The sequence below is a fragment of the Micromonospora tarensis genome (assembly GCF_016803395.1).
Lineage (GTDB): Bacteria > Actinomycetota > Actinomycetes > Mycobacteriales > Micromonosporaceae > Micromonospora > Micromonospora tarensis.
Map to the genome: position 1 here is coordinate 42,232 of NZ_JAEVHL010000013.1, position 15,768 is coordinate 57,999.

General features: G+C 72.2%; 13 protein-coding genes and 2 pseudogenes. 9 read left to right on the forward strand and 6 right to left on the reverse strand.

What is annotated here, in order from left to right:
• Positions 1-22: 22 nt before the first annotated feature.
• The 3 genes and pseudogenes from JM949_RS05155 to JM949_RS05165 all read left to right on the forward strand — a co-directional run.
• On the forward strand, positions 23-1,195 hold the full coding sequence (locus tag JM949_RS05155) for a zinc-dependent alcohol dehydrogenase (RefSeq protein WP_203147291.1): 1,173 nt from the start codon (positions 23-25) through the stop codon (positions 1,193-1,195).
• 163 nt (positions 1,196-1,358) lie between these two features.
• Positions 1,359-1,775, forward strand: a complete 417-nt coding sequence (locus tag JM949_RS05160) for a GNAT family N-acetyltransferase (protein ID WP_309232016.1) — start codon at positions 1,359-1,361, stop codon at positions 1,773-1,775.
• A 176-nt stretch (positions 1,776-1,951) separates the two neighbouring features.
• Positions 1,952-2,278: pseudogene (locus JM949_RS05165) on the forward strand (DUF2267 domain-containing protein); the annotation flags it as partial.
• A gap of 69 nt (positions 2,279-2,347) precedes the next feature.
• Here JM949_RS05165 and JM949_RS05170 read toward each other — a convergent pair.
• Positions 2,348-3,825 (reverse strand): annotated as a pseudogene (locus JM949_RS05170) (glutamate--cysteine ligase).
• A gap of 153 nt (positions 3,826-3,978) precedes the next feature.
• On the opposite strand from JM949_RS05170, the gene JM949_RS05175 reads away from it, so the two are divergent.
• The gene (locus tag JM949_RS05175) at positions 3,979-4,317 is read left to right on the forward strand and encodes a DUF3817 domain-containing protein (protein ID WP_203147313.1); all 339 of its coding nucleotides are present in this window, start codon (positions 3,979-3,981) and stop codon (positions 4,315-4,317) included.
• Between the two features lie 58 nt (positions 4,318-4,375).
• Here JM949_RS05175 and JM949_RS05180 read toward each other — a convergent pair whose 3' ends face one another.
• Positions 4,376-4,924: a hypothetical protein gene (locus JM949_RS05180; RefSeq protein WP_203147314.1), complete on the reverse strand. Its 549-nt coding sequence runs from the start codon at positions 4,922-4,924 to the stop codon at positions 4,376-4,378.
• A gap of 142 nt (positions 4,925-5,066) precedes the next feature.
• On the opposite strand from JM949_RS05180, the gene JM949_RS05185 reads away from it, so the two are divergent.
• The 3 genes from JM949_RS05185 to JM949_RS05195 are packed head-to-tail and all read left to right on the forward strand — an operon-like array spanning position 5,067 to position 9,059.
• Entirely contained in the window at positions 5,067-6,191 is a 1,125-nt protein-coding gene (locus tag JM949_RS05185) for a baeRF2 domain-containing protein (protein ID WP_203147294.1), read from the forward strand.
• Entirely contained in the window at positions 6,184-7,938 is a 1,755-nt protein-coding gene (locus JM949_RS05190; protein WP_203147295.1) for a thiamine pyrophosphate-binding protein, read from the forward strand. Before JM949_RS05185 ends, JM949_RS05190 begins: the two co-directional genes overlap by 8 nt.
• 50 nt (positions 7,939-7,988) lie before the next feature.
• Positions 7,989-9,059 carry an iron-containing redox enzyme family protein gene (locus tag JM949_RS05195; RefSeq protein WP_203147296.1) on the forward strand — a complete coding sequence of 357 codons (1,071 nt, stop codon included), beginning with the start codon at positions 7,989-7,991 and terminating at the stop codon, positions 9,057-9,059.
• Between the two features lie 15 nt (positions 9,060-9,074).
• Here the strand turns inward: JM949_RS05195 and JM949_RS36490 are convergent, their stop codons facing one another.
• Positions 9,075-9,428, reverse strand: a complete 354-nt coding sequence (locus JM949_RS36490) for a CDGSH iron-sulfur domain-containing protein (RefSeq protein WP_238432620.1) — start codon at positions 9,426-9,428, stop codon at positions 9,075-9,077.
• Positions 9,429-9,449: 21 nt separating this feature from the next.
• On the opposite strand from JM949_RS36490, the gene JM949_RS05205 reads away from it, so the two are divergent.
• On the forward strand, positions 9,450-10,892 hold the full coding sequence (locus JM949_RS05205) for a hypothetical protein (protein WP_309232017.1): 1,443 nt from the start codon (positions 9,450-9,452) through the stop codon (positions 10,890-10,892).
• Between the two features lie 222 nt (positions 10,893-11,114).
• On the forward strand, positions 11,115-12,257 hold the full coding sequence (locus JM949_RS05210; protein ID WP_203147298.1) for a SigB/SigF/SigG family RNA polymerase sigma factor: 1,143 nt from the start codon (positions 11,115-11,117) through the stop codon (positions 12,255-12,257).
• A 63-nt stretch (positions 12,258-12,320) separates the two neighbouring features.
• On the opposite strand, the gene ctaD is transcribed toward JM949_RS05210, so the two are convergent.
• The 3 genes from ctaD to JM949_RS05225 form a co-directional block, all read right to left on the reverse strand.
• Positions 12,321-14,312, reverse strand: a complete 1,992-nt coding sequence (ctaD, locus tag JM949_RS05215) for an aa3-type cytochrome oxidase subunit I (RefSeq protein ID WP_203147299.1) — start codon at positions 14,310-14,312, stop codon at positions 12,321-12,323.
• A gap of 123 nt (positions 14,313-14,435) precedes the next feature.
• The gene (locus JM949_RS05220; protein ID WP_203147300.1) at positions 14,436-15,164 is read right to left on the reverse strand and encodes an ATP-binding protein; all 729 of its coding nucleotides are present in this window, start codon (positions 15,162-15,164) and stop codon (positions 14,436-14,438) included.
• Positions 15,165-15,271: 107 nt separating this feature from the next.
• Positions 15,272-15,730: a DUF4383 domain-containing protein gene (locus JM949_RS05225; protein WP_203147301.1), complete on the reverse strand. Its 459-nt coding sequence runs from the start codon at positions 15,728-15,730 to the stop codon at positions 15,272-15,274.
• Positions 15,731-15,768 lie beyond the last annotated feature (38 nt).

The following is a 15,768-nucleotide window of genomic DNA, read 5'->3' on the forward strand; positions in this document are numbered from 1 at the left end:
AGCTTTCCGAAGGGGACCGAGAATGAAAGCCACGGCCTGGATGGGCACCGACAGCGTCAAGGTGATCGACGTACCGGATCCGAAGATCATGAACGCCCGGGACGCCATCGTCCGGATCAGCACCACCGCGATCTGCGGCTCCGACCTGCACCTCTACCACGGTTACATCCCGGCCATGCGCAAGGGCGACATCCTCGGCCACGAGTTCATGGGCGAGGTGGTGGAGGTGGGGCCGGAGGTCCGCAACCTCAAACTCGGCGACCGCGTGGTGGTGCCGTTCCCGATCGCCTGCGGGCACTGCTCGTCCTGCCAGCGCGGCCTCTACTCGGTCTGCGAGAACTCCAACCCGAACGCCGGCATCGCCGAGAAGATCATGGGGCACTCGCCGGCCGGCATCTTCGGCTACTCCCACCTGCTCGGCGGCTACGCCGGCGGTCAGGCCGAGTACGCCCGGGTGCCGTTCGCCGACATCGGCCCGGTGAAGGTGCCCGACGAGGTCACCGACGACCAGGCCGTGATGCTGGCCGACGTCTTCCCGACTGGTTACATGGGCGCCGAGATGTGCGACATCAAACCCGGGCAGGTGATCGCGGTCTGGGGCGCCGGTCCGGTCGGGCTGTTCGCGGCGGCCAGCGCCCGGTTGCTCGGCGCCGAGCGGGTGATCGTGATCGACCGGTTCGGGTACCGGCTGCGGCTGGTCGAGGAGCACGTCGGCGCCGAAACGATCAACTACGAGGAAGCCGACGTGCTGGACACGCTCAACGAGATGACCGCCGGCCGGGGGCCCGACGCGTGCATCGACGCGGTCGGTCTGGAGAGCCACCACGGCAACCCCGCCATGTACGCGTACGACCGGGCCAAGCAGGCCACGAGGATCGAGACGGAACGGCCGTTCGCGCTGCGCCAGGCGATCCTGGCCTGCCGCTCCGGAGGGGTGGTCTCGGTCGTCGGGGCGTACGGCGGCTTCATCGACAAGTTTCCGATGGGCGCGTTCATGAACCGGTCACTGATCATGCGGACCGGCCAGTGTCACGTGCAGCGTTACACCCGGCCGCTGCTGGAACGCATCCAACGTGGCGAGATCGACCCGAGCTTCATCGTCAGCCACCGGATGCCGCTGCGCGACGCCCCGAAGGGCTACAAGATCTTCCAAAAGAAGCAGGACGACTGTACGAAGGTGCTGCTCAAGGTCTGACGGGCGGCCGGACTGCCGACGGGGGACGCCGCACGCGCCGCCTGTGGGGCTGATGTCGCAAACGAATCAGCTCCACAGGATCCGACCTCAACCTCCAGCCGGTGACGGTCTCGGCGTCCCGGTTAGCGTGTCCGCCACGGATGGTCTCGGTACATCGATGCGCGTGACAGCCGATCTCACGGTTCGACTACGGCCGGTCGGCGAGGCCGACCTGGCCATGTTCCGGCGGTTCTGCACCGAGCCGGGCCTGATCGGGCTGGACTGGGCCGGTTTTCGCGACGCGGCGGCACCCGCGCGACGGTTCGCCGTCGACGGCTACCTGGGCGACGACGACGGGCGGCTCGTCGTCGAGGTCGAACCGGAACGCGTCGAGGTCGAACCGGAGCGGGCCGCCGCCGGCATCGGCACCCACCCGGAGAACGTGGCCGAGCAGCGGTCACTGGAGAAGGCCGGGTTCCAACTCGACGGCGTCATCCGGGCCTGCGAGTTCCGGGCCGGTCGGTGGCGCGACGGCTACCTCTACAGCCGGCTGCGCGACGATCCGCCGTCCGCGGCGCTCGCCGAAGCCCTGCCCGCTTGACGACCGAACGTCCGGGTCGCTGAGCGACCCCCGTTTGTGACCGGGGACCCGGGGAACTCGCCCGGTTCGTCCGCCGGCAGGCCGCCCGGCCCGTCGAGGGAACGGAGGGAGCGGGTCATGGAGTACGAGCAGATGATCGCCACCGTACGGCGGCGCGCGGCCTCGGGGAGAACGAGGCCGTACGGTCGGTGCAGGCCGTCCTGTCGGTGCTCGGCGAACGGCTCGCCGGGCAGGAGGCGGACCACCTCGCGGCCCGGCTGCCGGAGCGGCTGAACGGGTCCGTCACCCGCAATCCGCAGGGCCGCCGGTGGGACATCGGCGAGTTCCTGAAGAACGTCGGCGACCGGGAGCAGGTCGCGGACGCGGACCAGGTGCGCCAACACGCCCAGGCGGTGCTGCGTACCGTCGCCGAGGCGCTCGATGACGACGAGCGGCACGACCTGCTCGCCCAGTTGCCCGCCGGCATCATCGATCTCTTCGGCGTGCCCACGCCGCGCGGCTGAGCGCCGTCGCGCCGCAACCGCCGCGAAGCAGGTCAGCGGGGCCGGGGTGTCCACAACGGACGGACGAGGCTACGGGATGGGCCACTCGTGCACCGGCCGGTTGCTGTGCATCAGGTCCACGTAGTGCCGGACCACCTCGCGCAGCGCCTCCGGTCGGTCCAGGTGGTCGGCGGACTCCAGCCGGTGCAGCGTCTCCACCTGCCAGCTCGCGCCGTTGCGACCGGTCAGGCAGCGCTGTTCGATGACGCCGAGCAGCCGGTCGCGCTCGGTCGGGTCGAGCCCCCACCGGTCCAGGCCGTGGTGCGCCAACGGCAGCAACCGGCGCAACACCAACTCGGTGACGGGCAGATAGCCGAGACCGGGCCAGAACACCTGCGCGTCGATGCCGTGCCGGGCGCAGCTGGTGAAGTTCTCCTCGGCCGCGCTGAACGACATCTGCGACCACAGTGGTCGTCCGACTCGGCGAGGGCGCGGACCAGCCCGAAGTAGAAGGCGCCGTTGGCGATGGTGTCCAACACCGTCGGGCCGGCGGGCAGCACCCGGTTCTCCACCCGCAGGTGCGGTCGGCCGCGGGAGACGTCGTACACCGGGCGGTTCCACCGGTAGACGGTGCCGTTGTGCAGGCGCAGTTCGGCGAGGTTGGGCACCTCGCCGGCTGCGAGGGCCTGCGTCGGGTCCTCCGGGTCGCAGACCGGCAGCAGCGCCGGGAAGTAGCGCACGTTCTCCTCGAACAGGTCGAACACGTTGGTGATCCAGCGTTCGCCGAACCAGACCCGGGGGCGTACCCCCTGGGCCTTGATCTCTTCCGAGCGGGTGTCGGTGGCCTGCTGGAACAGCGGGATGCGGGTCTCCCGCCACAACTCCCGGCCGAAGAACAGCGGCGAGTTGGCGCCGACCGCGACCTGGATGCCGGCGACCGCCTGGGCGGCGTTCCAGTAGTCGGCGAACTGGGAGGGGCTGACCTGGAGGTGGAACTGGGTGCTGGTGCAGGCGGCCTCCGGGGTGATCGTGTCGGCGGTGACCGCCAACCGCTCCACACCGCTGATGGCGATCGGCAGATCCTCGCCGCGGGCCGCGAAGATCTGCTCGTTGAGCAGCTTGTAGCGGGGGTTGGCCGAGAGCGTCTCGGCGGTCAGGTGCTCGGGGCGCAGCGTCGGCAGGATGCCGATCATGACCATGTGCGCGCCGATCGTCCGGGCCTTCACCTCGGCGGCGTTGAGGCTGGCCCGCACGTACTCCTCGAAGTCGGCCGTGCCGGTGCCGGTCAGCCGGCGCGGCGGCACGTTGATCTCGACGTTGAACTGGCCCAGCTCGGTCTGGAAGCTCGGGTCGGCGATGGCCGCCAGCACGTCGGCGTTGCGCATCGCCGGATTGGACGCCTCGTCGACCAGGTTCAGCTCGATCTCCACGCCGGTCATCGGCCGGTCGACGTCGAACCGGGACTCGCGCAGCATCTCGGCGAAGACATCCAGGCAACGGCGGACCTTGTCGCGATAGCGGGCCCGGTCCTCTCGACTGAAGGTTCGTACGCCGACGTCCTCGCCCATGGTCACCGCCCTGTCACCGCTGGTTCCCCTAACCTCGCACGTGATCGGCGGGCGGGGGAATACCCGATGCTCCTTTCCTACCCAGCTGCCCGCCCCGTTAGCCCAGCCAGCGCCCACCGATAGCATGGCTGCCCGAGAGGTGGTGGCGTGCGGATGCGCGAGAAGGTGACCCGGTTGTTCGTCGCGGCGGCGATCGCCGAGGCCTGCTCCTGGCTGGCTCTGCTGGTCGGCATGCTGGTCAAGTACGGTCCGCCGGACAACGAGCTGGGCGTCAAGATCTTCGGGCCGATCCACGGCGGCCTGTTCATCGCGTACGTCCTGCTGGTGCTGGCGGTGGCCCGGCTGCACCGGTGGAGCCTGCTGGCCACGGTGGTGGCCCTGGCCAGCGGGGTGCCCCCGTTCGCCACCCTGGCCTACGAGCGCTGGGCCCGCCGCCGGGGGATGCTCGGCGTCGACCGGCAGCCGGCCCGCGAGGTCGCCCCGGTCGGCTGAGCCGACGATTCAACCTGGTCGGCTGAGCGACGATCCGCGCGGGCGGCTGGCTGACCGGTCAGGTCAGCGCGGAGCAGGCCGCGATGCCGGCCAGCAGCAGCGCGCCCAGGAACGCCTGCAACAGCAGCGGCGGCCCCAGATGCGACCAGAGCGTCGCGGTACGTGGGGTCAGCAGCTGCCCGGTGGTGAGGTTGACGATCCGCTCGATCCGGGGTGGTAGCTCCGGGTCGCGTTGCGGGCGCACTGTGAGCTGCACCTGGTCCGCCGGGTGCAGGGCGCTCTGCGGCAGGTGACCGTGCAGCTCCACCTCGCAGAGCTGACCGGCGGTGTTGCGCAGCCGTACCGGCGTGACCAGGTATTCCGGGCCCTGCTTCAGCTGCTTCCAGCGTCGACGCGCGCCACCACCGCCGAACGAGAAGAGCGAGCGCAGCAACAGGGCGGGCAGGCTGGCGATCGCCGCCGCGGCGAGCACCGCCACCAGCACCGGCTGACCGACGCGCACCTCCCGGGTGTAGCCGTCGAGCAGCCGGATCAGCCGCCCGGTGACGATTCGCTCCGTCGGGTGCACGATCCGTCGGGTATCGAGTCCGCTGTCCATCTCCACCACCGAGAGTCCGCTTGTGTTCACAGATCGTATCGACGTCCTCGGTTGAACGACGTGAATGAAACCTGGTCACGGGCTCACGCCCACAAGGTGACAACCCAGGCGACCCGGGTAAGCGAGGGGCCGAGCTGGAAAGGGGTCGAGCATGCAGCTGTCCTTCCTGCGCCCGCTCTACGACCGTCCCGGGCCGTGGTGCTCGGTGTACCTGGACGCCTCCGCGGACACCGAGGACGCCCATCCCGCGCTGGACCTGCGCTGGCGTGCCCTGGAGCGTCGCCTCCTGGAACAGGGGGCGGACGAGGCGAGCATCGCCGCGCTGGACCGGGTGATCCGTGGGCACGACCCGATGGTCGGGGACTACGGCCTGGCGGTCTTCGCCAGCCACGGCCGGGTGGCGCTCTCCGAGTACCTGTCCGCGCCGCCACTGCGCGATCTGGCCAGCTACGGGCCGCTGCCGCACGTGATGCCCCTGCTCGCCCAGCGGGGCGAGCAGGTGGCCTGGGTGCGCGTGCTGGCCGACCGTACCGGCGCGGACGCGATCGCGATCAGCGCCGGCGGGGTGCCCCGCAAGGCCCACGTCGTCGGCCGGGAGACGTTCCCGATCCGCAAGCCGCAGCCCGGCGGCTGGTCCCAGGACATCTATCAGAAGGCCGCCATGGAAGCGTGGCACCACAACGCCGGCGACGTCACTGCGGCGACCGTGGAGCTGGCCGAGAAGGTCGGCGCGGAGGTGGTGGTGGTCGCCGGCGACGTGCGGGCCACCGGGATGATCGCCGCCCAGATGCCGGCCCGCTGGCAGGACGCCATGGTGCGGACCGACGCGGGCTCGCGGGCCGCCGGCGCCGACCAGACGATGCTGGACGACCTCACCGTGCAGACCATCGCGGAGATCGCCGACCAGCGGATCAGCACGGCCCTGGACAGGTTCGGGGTGCAGGAGGACGTGGGCGGCGGTCTCGACGCGGTCGTCTCGGCCCTGCAACGCAACCAGGTCGACACGATGATCATCGTGGACGATCCGTCCGCCACCGGCGAGCTGTGGATCGGCGCGGAGCCCACCGAGATCGCCGTCGACCCGGGGCAGCTGGCCGCGATGTCGGTCACCGACCCGCAGCGGGTACGCGCCGACGCGGCGCTGGTCCGGGCGCTCGTCGGCACCGACGCGGACCTGACCGTGCTGGGCCCCGACGAGGCGCCCGACCTCACCGACGGGGTCGGCGCGGTGCTGCGCTACGTCGACCCGAGCACACCGGGGCGCGGCAATGGCTGAGCGTTCGGTGGCCGACGTGGTGGTGCAGCGGCTGCTCGCCTGGCGGGTGCCCCGTGCCTTCGGATACCCGGGTGAGGCGATCGCCCCGCTGGTCGACGCGCTGGACCGGGCCGGCGGCGAACCGGCGTTCATCCCGGCCCGACACGAGGAGACCGCCTCGTTCATGGCCACCGGGCACGCCAAGTTCACCGGCGGCATCGGGGTCTGCCTCGCCACCCAGGGGCCCAGCGCCGTCCAGCTGCTCAACGGCCTCTACGACGCCAAGCTGGACAGCAAGCCGGTGGTCGCGATCGTCGGGGAGGACATCTCCGGGCCGCTCGGCGGCGCGCACCAGGAGATCGGGTTGAGCCGACTCTTCGGCGACGTGTGCAACCAGTTCGTCAGGTACGGCCGCACCCCGCAGGAGGTGGGGGCGCTGCTCGACCAGGCGTTTCGCACGGCGGCGGCGACCCGCAGCCCGACCTGTGTCGTGCTGCCCCGGCAGTTGCAGGAAGCCCTGGTACCCGAGCCGCAGACGTACGCCGCCGGGGTGATCACGGCGACCCCCGGCGAGCCGCTGGCCCGGGTGCTGCCGCACGAGGTGGACCTCGACGCCGCCGCGCAGCTGCTCACCGGCGGCCAGCGGGTGGCGATCCTGGTCGGCCAGGGTGGCCGGGACGCGGCCCCCGAGATCATCGAGGTGGCCGACCGACTCGGCGCCGGGGTGGCCACCTCGCTGCTGGGCAAGCCGGTGCTCGACGAGCGGTTGCCGTTCCACACCGGGGTGCTCGGCGAGGTCGGCACCCCGGCGGCGGCCGAGTTGATGGGCGGCTGCGACACCCTGCTCATGGTCGGCACCAACGACCCGTGGACCGACTACTTCCCGATGCCCGAGCAGGCCCGCACGGTGCAGATCGACATCGACGGCCGCCGGATCGGCACCCGCTACCCGGCGGACGTGCCGCTGGTCGGCGACGCCGCCGAGACGCTGCGGGCGCTGCTGACCCGGATGCGCGGTCGACCCGAGCAGCGGTGGCGGGCCACCGTGGAGAGCTCGGTGGACCGGTGGCGGTCGGTCGCCGCGGACCGGGCCGCCGCCGCGGCCGATCCGGTCAACCCGCAGTTCGTCCTCCAGGAGCTGTCCGCCCGCATGCCGGAGACCGGCGCGGTCGCGGTCGACGTCGGCTCGGTCCTCTACTGGTACGCCCGACATCTCGTCCTGCCGCCCGGGGTCGAGGCGCAGCTGTGCGGCACCCTCGGCTCGATGGGCTGTGCGCTGCCCTACGCGGTGGCCGCGAAGCTCGCCGCCCCCGACCAGCCGGTGGTCGCGCTGGTCGGGGACGGGGCGATGCAGCTCAACGGCCTCGCCGAGCTGATCACCGTGGCGCATCTCTGGCAGCGGTGGCGGGATCCCCGGCTGGTGGTGCTGGTGCTCAACAACCGGGACCAGAACGGCATGGGCGGCGGGCGGGAGCCGTCGTCCGATCCGGCCCACCGCCGCCCCGACGTGCCGTACGCCGGTTGGGCGCGGCTGCTCGGGCTGCACGGGGTGCGGGTGGACCGCCCGGAACTGGTCGGCGCGGCCTGGGACGAGGCGTTGGCCGCGGACCGCCCGTGCGTACTGGAGGCGGTCGTCGACCCGGCGGTGCCGCTGGCGCCGCCGGAGCCCGCGTTCGCCGACCTGCGCGGCCTGTACGCCGACGGTGCCCCGGCGCGGAAGGTCCGGGAGCAGGTGGAGCTCACCGCGACCGCCCAAGATCTCGTTTAGCTGCCCCGGACCAGGGCATCAGTAGCGGCCCGACAGACGCTGGAGGTCCCATGTCCGAGCCCGCTGACCGCCGCTACGGTCCGGCGACCCTGCCCGGGGCGCGCGGCCCGCTCTCCGCGGCGGTCGTCGAGGCGCTGCGACTCCCGCCGCACGACCTGCCGGCCGGTCTCGGTGCCGACGTCGACCCGGCGGACCCGATCCTGGACGAGGACCTCCAGCTCACCCTGTTCCTCTGCTACGAGCTGCACTACCGGGGCTGGTCGGGGGTCGACGAGTCGTGGGAGTGGCAGCCGACACTGCTCGCCCTGCGCGCCCACTGCGAACGGGTCTTCGAGGCGGCGCTGCGCCGGCTGGTCGGGTCGCCGTCGGTGCCCGCCGCCGGGGTCGCGGCCGGGCTCTCCGATCTGGTCGCGGCCGACAACGGGCCGTCGCTGGCCGGGACGCTGCACCGGCACGCCGACCTCACCCAGTTCCGCGAGTTCGTCGCCCACCGCTCCGTCTACCACCTGCGCGAGGCGGACCCGCACAGCTGGGCGCTGCCCCGCCTCGGTGGCCCGGCCAAGGCCGCGCTGGTGGAGATCCAGACCGACGAGTACGGCAACGGCCGGCTGGAGCGGATGCACGCCGAGCTGTTCCGGTGCACCCTCGACCGGCTGGGGCTGGACACCGGGTACGCCGCCCACCTCGACACGGTCCCGGCGGTGACGTTGGCGACCAACAACCTGATGTCGCTGTTCGGGCTGCACCGGCGGCTGCGCGGCGCGCTGCTCGGGCACCTCGCCGCGTTCGAGATGACCTCCTCACTGCCGAACCGCCGCTACGGCAACGGGCTGCGCCGGCTCGGCTTCGACGAGGTGGCCACCCGCTTCTACGACGAGCACGTGGAGGCCGACGCGGTGCACGAGCAGATCGCCGCCCACGACATGTGCGCCGGGCTGGTCCGCGTCGAACCACGCCTCGCCCCCGATGTGCTCTTCGGCGCGGCGGCCGGGCTTGCGGTGGACCGGCTGTTCGCCGCGCACCTGCTGGAGAGCTGGGCCGCCGGCCGCAGTTCGCTGCGGGCGCCCGTCCCGCCGGCCCTGCCGCCGACCGTCTCGCTGGTCGGGTCGGCCGCCGCGTGACCGGCGCGACGCGGGTCAGCCCTCGCGGGTGGTACCCGCGCGGAAGTCGATCGCCTTGTGGGTGCCGTCGCAGAACGGCTTGAGCGCCGACTTGCCGCACCGGCACAACGCCACAGTGCCCCGGCGGGCGTCGATCCGCTCGCGTCCGGGGTGACCAACGCGAAGTCGCCACGGACCAGCAGTGGTCCGTCCTCGTACGGGGTGATCGTGGCGGCGGCTGGCTCGCTGGTCTGGTCGGTGCCCATGGCCCCGGAAGTGCCCGCCCTGGCCGCACCGAAACCCGAGCGACCGAACGCCGTTGATGCCCGGCGCACCCCGCTGACCAGCGGAATGTACCGCCGGGCGGGTGATGCCCCGTTTGAACCCCATCGGGACGGGAAGCCGGGCCGCGTGGTGAGCGAACGAGGCAAGGTGGGGCCGGTGCACAAGGTGCACAAGGGGCTCACGGCTGACGGCGCCGGTCTGGCCGGCGACCGGGTCGTGGCCGCGGGCAGCGCCGCCCGGGTGCTGGTCGCCGCCACCGCCCGGGCGCTGCGCGGCGTGGACTGCGCCGACCTGGGGCACACCGGGCCGACGTCGCGGTTTCCCGGCGCCCCCGAGCCGGTCCGCCGCGCCGCGGTCACCCGCGCCGCCGGTCGGGTCGCTCTCACCGTGGCGCAGGTCGACGAGGTGGACGCCGCCCGGGTGGCCCGCTGGTTCGTCGACCAGTACCCCCGCCGGCGCTACCCGGCGGTGCTGATCGGGTCGCCGCACGGCGCGGTGGCCCACCTCGCGGTGGCCCTCGGCGTGCCGTGGCTGCCGGCCGGCTTCGAGATGACCGCGCACTGGTCCGACGGAGGGGTGGACCGCCCGGCGGACGCCCTGGAGCACGGGGCGGCGCTCGCCGCCCGGATGCTGGCCGGCAACGCCGACCTGCACCTGCGTCAGGTGCACTGCCCGGCCAGCCGGGGCCCACTGACCGGGGCGACCGTGGCGCTGGCCGCCGCGTGGCGGGCTCTCCCGGCGGCGTACGCGCGGTTTCTGGCCGACCGGCTGGCCCCGGGCGCCCCGGTGCTGCTGGTCCGCGACGCGCGCACCTGGCCGGTGCTGGAGCGCGGGCCGGGGCACAGTTTCCAGGTCGGCTGCCCGGCCAGCGGGCTGGACCCGGTCGACTTCCACCCGGACAGCCACGCCCTGCGTCAGGTGCTGCGCTCGGTGGGTGGCGACGCGACCCGGTGGGAGCCGCCGGAGATGTCCGTACCGTCCGGTAACGCCGAACACGACGTCGACCCGGGCTTCGAGGTGGCCGCGCGGGACTGGTCCGCTCGACACCAGCACCCGCTGCACCGGGTGCTGGTGCCCCGGCCGGCGGCCCTGAGCGCGGCCGTGGCCGACCTGTACCGGCGGTGGCTGCGTGGCGCCGGCAAGACCGGCGACCGGTTGGTGGTGGAGTGCGGCCGGCTGCTCGATCCGTGGCAGGTGGTGCGGGCGGGGCTGGTGCCGTACTGGTGTGAGAACGCCACCCGGCGCAGCGTCGACGAGGCCGAGTGGTGGCTCGCCGGCAGTGAGGGGTTCAGCTCGGTGGACGTGCTGCCCGAGCCGCCCGGGGTGCGCTCGCCGGCCCTGGCCGGCCTGCCGCAGTGGTTGGCCGTGGCCGGGTTCGGGCGGCGGCGCCGGGCGTTGGACCGGACCACCGCCCGGGGTTACCCGGTCACTTCCGTGCCCACCCGCCGGGCCACCGAGGTTCTGCGCGCCCAGCCGTACGACCTGCCCGCGCCGCCCCCTCTGGGGGCCGCCGAGGCCCTCGCGGTGCTCCGCGACAGCGGCGGCCACCAGGGGTTGTTGGTCTCCTGAGACGGAGGACGCCGAAACATCCTCGCGAACCCGGGGTCCCGTGATTGAGTACCTACGGAGCGGGAACATCGCTGGCTGCGACAGCCTGATTGCGCTGCGTAGAGGCGGTGTCGCCCGCTGGCATCCCAGTCACTGACCCATTTTCCGGCCCGGTGCGTGGCCCGACCACGCGCACGACCGGTTTCCCGATCCGGGCGGGGGACCTTCCTGAGGGAGGCGCGGATGTTCGGACAGACCGGCACGAGCACGACCACACCACCACCGACCGACCGGGGTCTGGAGGATCTCGACGCGGCGGCACTGGCGTACGCGGCCCGGATCGCCGGACTGCCGCCGGAGCGTCGCGGGGAGGCCCGGGAGGACCTGGTGCGCTTCGCGCTGCCGTTCGCCGGGCGGCTCGCCCGTCGGTACCGGGGGCGCGGCGAGCCGCTGGAGGACCTGGAGCAGGTGGCCCGGTTGGGGCTGGTCAACGCGGTCGACCGCTATGACCCGGAACGGGGTTCGTTCACCGCGTACGCCGCGATCACCATCGTCGGCGAGATCAAACGGCACTTCCGGGACCGTACCTGGGGCGTCCACGTGCCCCGCCGGTTGCGGGACCTGATCCTGGAGGTGGGGCAGGCCACCGCCGCGCTGACCAGTGAGCTGTCCCGGGCCCCGACGGTGGCCGAGTTGTCGGCCCGACTGGAGACCCCGGAGGAGGAGATCCTCGCCGCGCTGGAGTCGGCGGCCGGCTACAGCCCGGCCTCCCTCAACGCCCCGGTGGGCGGGGAGAGCTCCGCCGAGTTCGGGGACCTGGTCGGCGAGTCGGACAACGCCCTGGAGTCGGTCGACGACCGGGTCACGGTGAGCGGTCTGCTGCACCGACTGCCCTGGCGTGAGCGGCGGATCCTGGCGATGCGCTTCTACGGCAACCAGACCCAGGCGGAGATCGCCGCCCGGTTCGGCATCTCGCAGATGCACGTGTCCCGGCTGCTGTCGCGGGCACTCACCTGGCTGCGTCAGGCGATGCTCGCCGACGCGCCGCCGCCCTGGCAGAACGGCGCCGCCGAGCCCGACCCGGGCAAGACCCGGATCTCGGTCAAGCAGAACGGCGACTCGGTGGTGGTCGAGGTGGGCGGCGAGATCGACCGCGACGGCGCGGACCAGCTGCGCCGGGCCATGCTGGAGGCGGTCACCGGCCAACCCAGCGAGGTGGTCGTCGACCTGGTCGGCGCGGGAGGCTTCGACGCCGGTGGTATCGCCGCGCTGATGGCCGGTCGGGACGCGGCGGAGCGGACCGGGGTGCCGCTGCGGCTGACCCGGGTCCAGCCCGCGGTGCGCCGCTCGCTCACCGCCGCCGGCCTGGCGCCGGCCCGGGACTGACCGCAGACGAACAGCGGAAGGGCCGACACCCGCGAGGTGTCGGCCCTTCCGCGGGTACCCCTGTCAGTGCTCTTCGGGGTTGCCGTCGCTGTGCGGGTGCCGCCAGCGTTCGTGCGGCTTCGGGGCGTCCTCGGCGTCCTCCGGCGGGTCGCTCTGCTCGAAGCTCGGCCGGCGGACGCCCTCGGGCTCCGGCACGTCCACCGGCCGGGCGCCGGAGCGCGGCGCGGGCTGGTAGTCGGTCGCGTCGCGGGCGCCGTGCGCGCCCTCGGCGGACGGCGACTCCGGGACGTGGTGCTCCATCCGCAGTTCGTCGGCGAACTGCTGCGGCGGCTTGGTGGTGCGTTGCGGCAGGTCGCGGCCCAGGTCGGCGACGAGCGGGCCGTACTTCAGGTCGAAGGCGGGCCGCTCGGAGCGGATCCGGGGCATCCGGTCGAAGTTGCGCAGCGGCGGCGGGCAGCTGGTGGCCCATTCGAGGGAGTTGCCGAAGCCCCACGGGTCGTCCACTGTCACCATCGCCCCGTACCGCCAGGACTTCCAGGCGTTGAAGATGAAGAAGAGGGTGGACAGGCCGAGGATGAAGGCGAAGATGCTGGAGATCGTGTTCAGCGTGGTGAAACCGTCGGTGGGCAGGTAGTCGGCGTACCGGCGGGGCATGCCCTCGCTGCCCAGCCAGTGGTGCACCAGGAAGGTGCCGTGGAAGCCGATGAACATGGTCCAGAAGTGCGCCTTGCCGAGCCGTTCGTCGAGCAGCCGCCCGGTCATCTTCGGCCACCAGAAGTAGTAGCCGCCGAAGAGGGCGAAGACCACGGTGCCGAACACCACGTAGTGGAAGTGCGCCACCACGAAGTAGGTGTCGTGGGTGTGGAAGTCGACCGGCGGGCTGGCCAGCAGCACCCCGGTGAGACCGCCGAGCAGGAAGGTGACCAGGAAGCCGATGGCGAAGAGCATCGGCGTCTCGAAGGTGATCTGTCCCTTCCACATGGTGCCGATCCAGTTGAAGAACTTCACCCCGGTCGGCACCGCGATCAGGTAGCTGAGGATGCTGAAGAACGGCAGCAGCACCTGGCCGGTGGCGAACATGTGGTGCGCCCAGACCGTCATGGACAGCACCGTGATGCCGATGGTGGCCAGCACGATCCCGGTGTAGCCGAAGAGCGGTTTGCGGGCGAAGACCGGGATGATCTCGGTGATGATGCCGAAGAACGGCAACGCGATGATGTACACCTCGGGGTGGCCGAAGAACCAGAACAGGTGCTGCCAGAGCATCGGGCCGCCGGTGGCCGGGTCGTACACGTGCGCGTTGAGCAACCGGTCGGCCGACAGTGCCAGCAGCGCGGCGGCCAGCAGCGGAAAGACGAGGATCACCAGCACGCTGGTGAAGAGCATGTTCCAGGTGAAGATCGGCATCCGGAACATGGTCATCCCGGGCGCCCGCAGGGTGAGGATCGTGGTGATCAGGTTGACCGCGCCGAGGATGGTGCCCAGCCCGGAGACGACCAGACCGATGACCCACATGTTCGCGCCCACGCCGGGGGAGTGCTCGTAGCTGCTCAGCGGGCTGTACGCGGTCCAGCCGAAGTCCGCCGAGCCGCCCGGGACGAGGAACCCGCCGACCACCATCAGCCCGCCGAACAGGTACAGCCAGTAGGCGAGCGCGTTGAGGCGGGGGAACGACACATCCGGGGCGCCGATCTGGATCGGCACGATGAAGTTGCCGAACCCGAACGCGGCAGGCGTGGCGAACAGCAGCAGCATCACCGCGCCGTGCGAGGTGAAGAGCTGGTTGTACTGCTCGGAGGAGAGGAACTGCAGGCCCGGGCGGGCCAGCTCGGCCCGGATCAGCATCGCCTCCAGGCCGGCCAGCAGGAAGAACCCGAACGAGGTCAGCAGATACAGCAGGCCGATCTGCTTGTGGTCGGTCGTGGCGAGGAACTTGATCAACGTGTTGCCGGGGACCGGTGTGCGTACCGGTCCCGGGAAGCCCCCGAAGCGGGCCGGTGCCAGAATCGCCGGACCCCGATCGCGACCGGGTTCCGTGGTTACCCGCTTGGGCATGGTTGCTCACCCCGTCGTGACGGCAAAAGGACGGGCGTGCCTACCCGACCCTCGCACCATGTAACCAGGCGAGAGCGGTAATTTCGGGCAGATCGCTGGTACCGGGAGGGAGTGCCCCGAAGCTCAGGTTGCCGGCAGCATCGCCCAGACCGCCTTGCCCCGACCCGCCGGGACGGTGCCCCACCGCTGGGCCAGCTCCCGGACCAGCATCAGCCCCCGCCCACCCTCGGCGTGCAGGTCCGCCCCGCCCTCCCGGGCCTGGTCGCTGCTGCCGTCCACCACCGCGAGGTGCAGGTACGGCCGGCGCAGCGTCACCGTCACCTGCATCGGGGTGCCGGCGTGCCGCACCACGTTGCCGACCAGCTCGCTGAGCACCAACGCGGCCGGTCCGGACGCGTCGGGCAGGTTCCACCGCGCACACGCGTCGGTGACCAACTCGCGGGCGCGCCGGCAGGCCTCGGCCACCGGCTCCAGCCGGGCCCGCATCCGCACCGCCGACATCGTTCCGGCCAGCCGGGTCGCCTCCGCGCAGTCTGCGGACACCGGAACCACCCGGCAGGTGGTCGACTCGGCCAGCCACCGCTCCGCGACCGGCGACGGGGCGCAGAGCAGCACCGGCACCGCCGGCCACTCCTCGGCCCGGCGGGCGGTCGCGGCGAAGACGGAGAGCGCGAGCCGGTCCTGCACGCTCACCCCGGCCAGGTCGACCACCAGCGCCTCCGGCTGATCGACGAGCGCGTCGTTGAGCGCCTGATGCACCGAGCGCATGGTGCCGAGGTGCAGTGCGCCGGTGAGCCGGACGACCGCCACCGGTGCCGTGGTGCGCACCTCGCAGGTGATCCCGCTCGACATCGGCGCCTCAATTCGCTGCTGGGTCGGGATCCGCCAACTACCCGGGGTCGAGCCCGACCAAACCCAAACGCCGCCGGGGCGAGCCGGATCACGGCCCGGGTCGCAGGTCAGCGGCGTGCTCGCCCGGTCAGCACACCCAACGCGATCATGCCGACACCGAGGCCCAGGTGCAGCCAGTCGTCGGCGTCGTTGACCGGCAGCACGTTCGCCCCGGTGTCGTGGTCCACCGCCAGCCCATAGAGCCAGAGCACCAGATAGACGGCGCCGCCGCCGATCAGGAACGCCCGGGCGCCGGTGACCGTGCGGGCCAACACCAGCCCCGCCACCCCGAACGCCAGGTGCACCAGATTGTGCAGCACCGACACCTGGAAGACACCGAACAGGTACGCGCCCGAGCCGTGGCCGGCGAAGCGCAGACCGTCCACGCCGCTGGTGATCCCCGGCACGAAACCGAGCGCGCCGACCAGCAGGAACAGCACCCCCACCGAGGCGGCCGCCCGCCGGAGCGGCGGCTTGCCGTCGGCCGGATTGGCCCGGGCCCGGGAGTGCGCCATCGGTCCGACCATCACCGGCTCCTCGTCGCGCGGCGGGCATGAGCGTTGCC

Bases quoted from the DNA above. Each gene is read 5' to 3' on its own strand.
- JM949_RS36490 (WP_238432620.1), bottom strand. From the start codon at position 9,428: ATGGGGTTCAAACGGGGCATCACCCGCCCGGCGGTACATTCCGCTGGT.
- JM949_RS05225 (WP_203147301.1), bottom strand. From the start codon at position 15,730: ATGGTCGGACCGATGGCGCACTCCCGGGCCCGGGCCAATCCGGCCGAC.
- JM949_RS05195 (WP_203147296.1), top strand. From the start codon at position 7,989: ATGTCCGAGCCCGCTGACCGCCGCTACGGTCCGGCGACCCTGCCCGGG.
- JM949_RS05175 (WP_203147313.1), top strand. From the start codon at position 3,979: ATGCGCGAGAAGGTGACCCGGTTGTTCGTCGCGGCGGCGATCGCCGAG.
- JM949_RS05155 (WP_203147291.1), top strand. From the start codon at position 23: ATGAAAGCCACGGCCTGGATGGGCACCGACAGCGTCAAGGTGATCGAC.
- JM949_RS05220 (WP_203147300.1), bottom strand. From the start codon at position 15,164: ATGTCGAGCGGGATCACCTGCGAGGTGCGCACCACGGCACCGGTGGCG.
- ctaD (WP_203147299.1), bottom strand. From the start codon at position 14,312: ATGCCCAAGCGGGTAACCACGGAACCCGGTCGCGATCGGGGTCCGGCG.
- JM949_RS05185 (WP_203147294.1), top strand. From the start codon at position 5,067: ATGCAGCTGTCCTTCCTGCGCCCGCTCTACGACCGTCCCGGGCCGTGG.
- JM949_RS05210 (WP_203147298.1), top strand. From the start codon at position 11,115: ATGTTCGGACAGACCGGCACGAGCACGACCACACCACCACCGACCGAC.
- JM949_RS05190 (WP_203147295.1), top strand. From the start codon at position 6,184: ATGGCTGAGCGTTCGGTGGCCGACGTGGTGGTGCAGCGGCTGCTCGCC.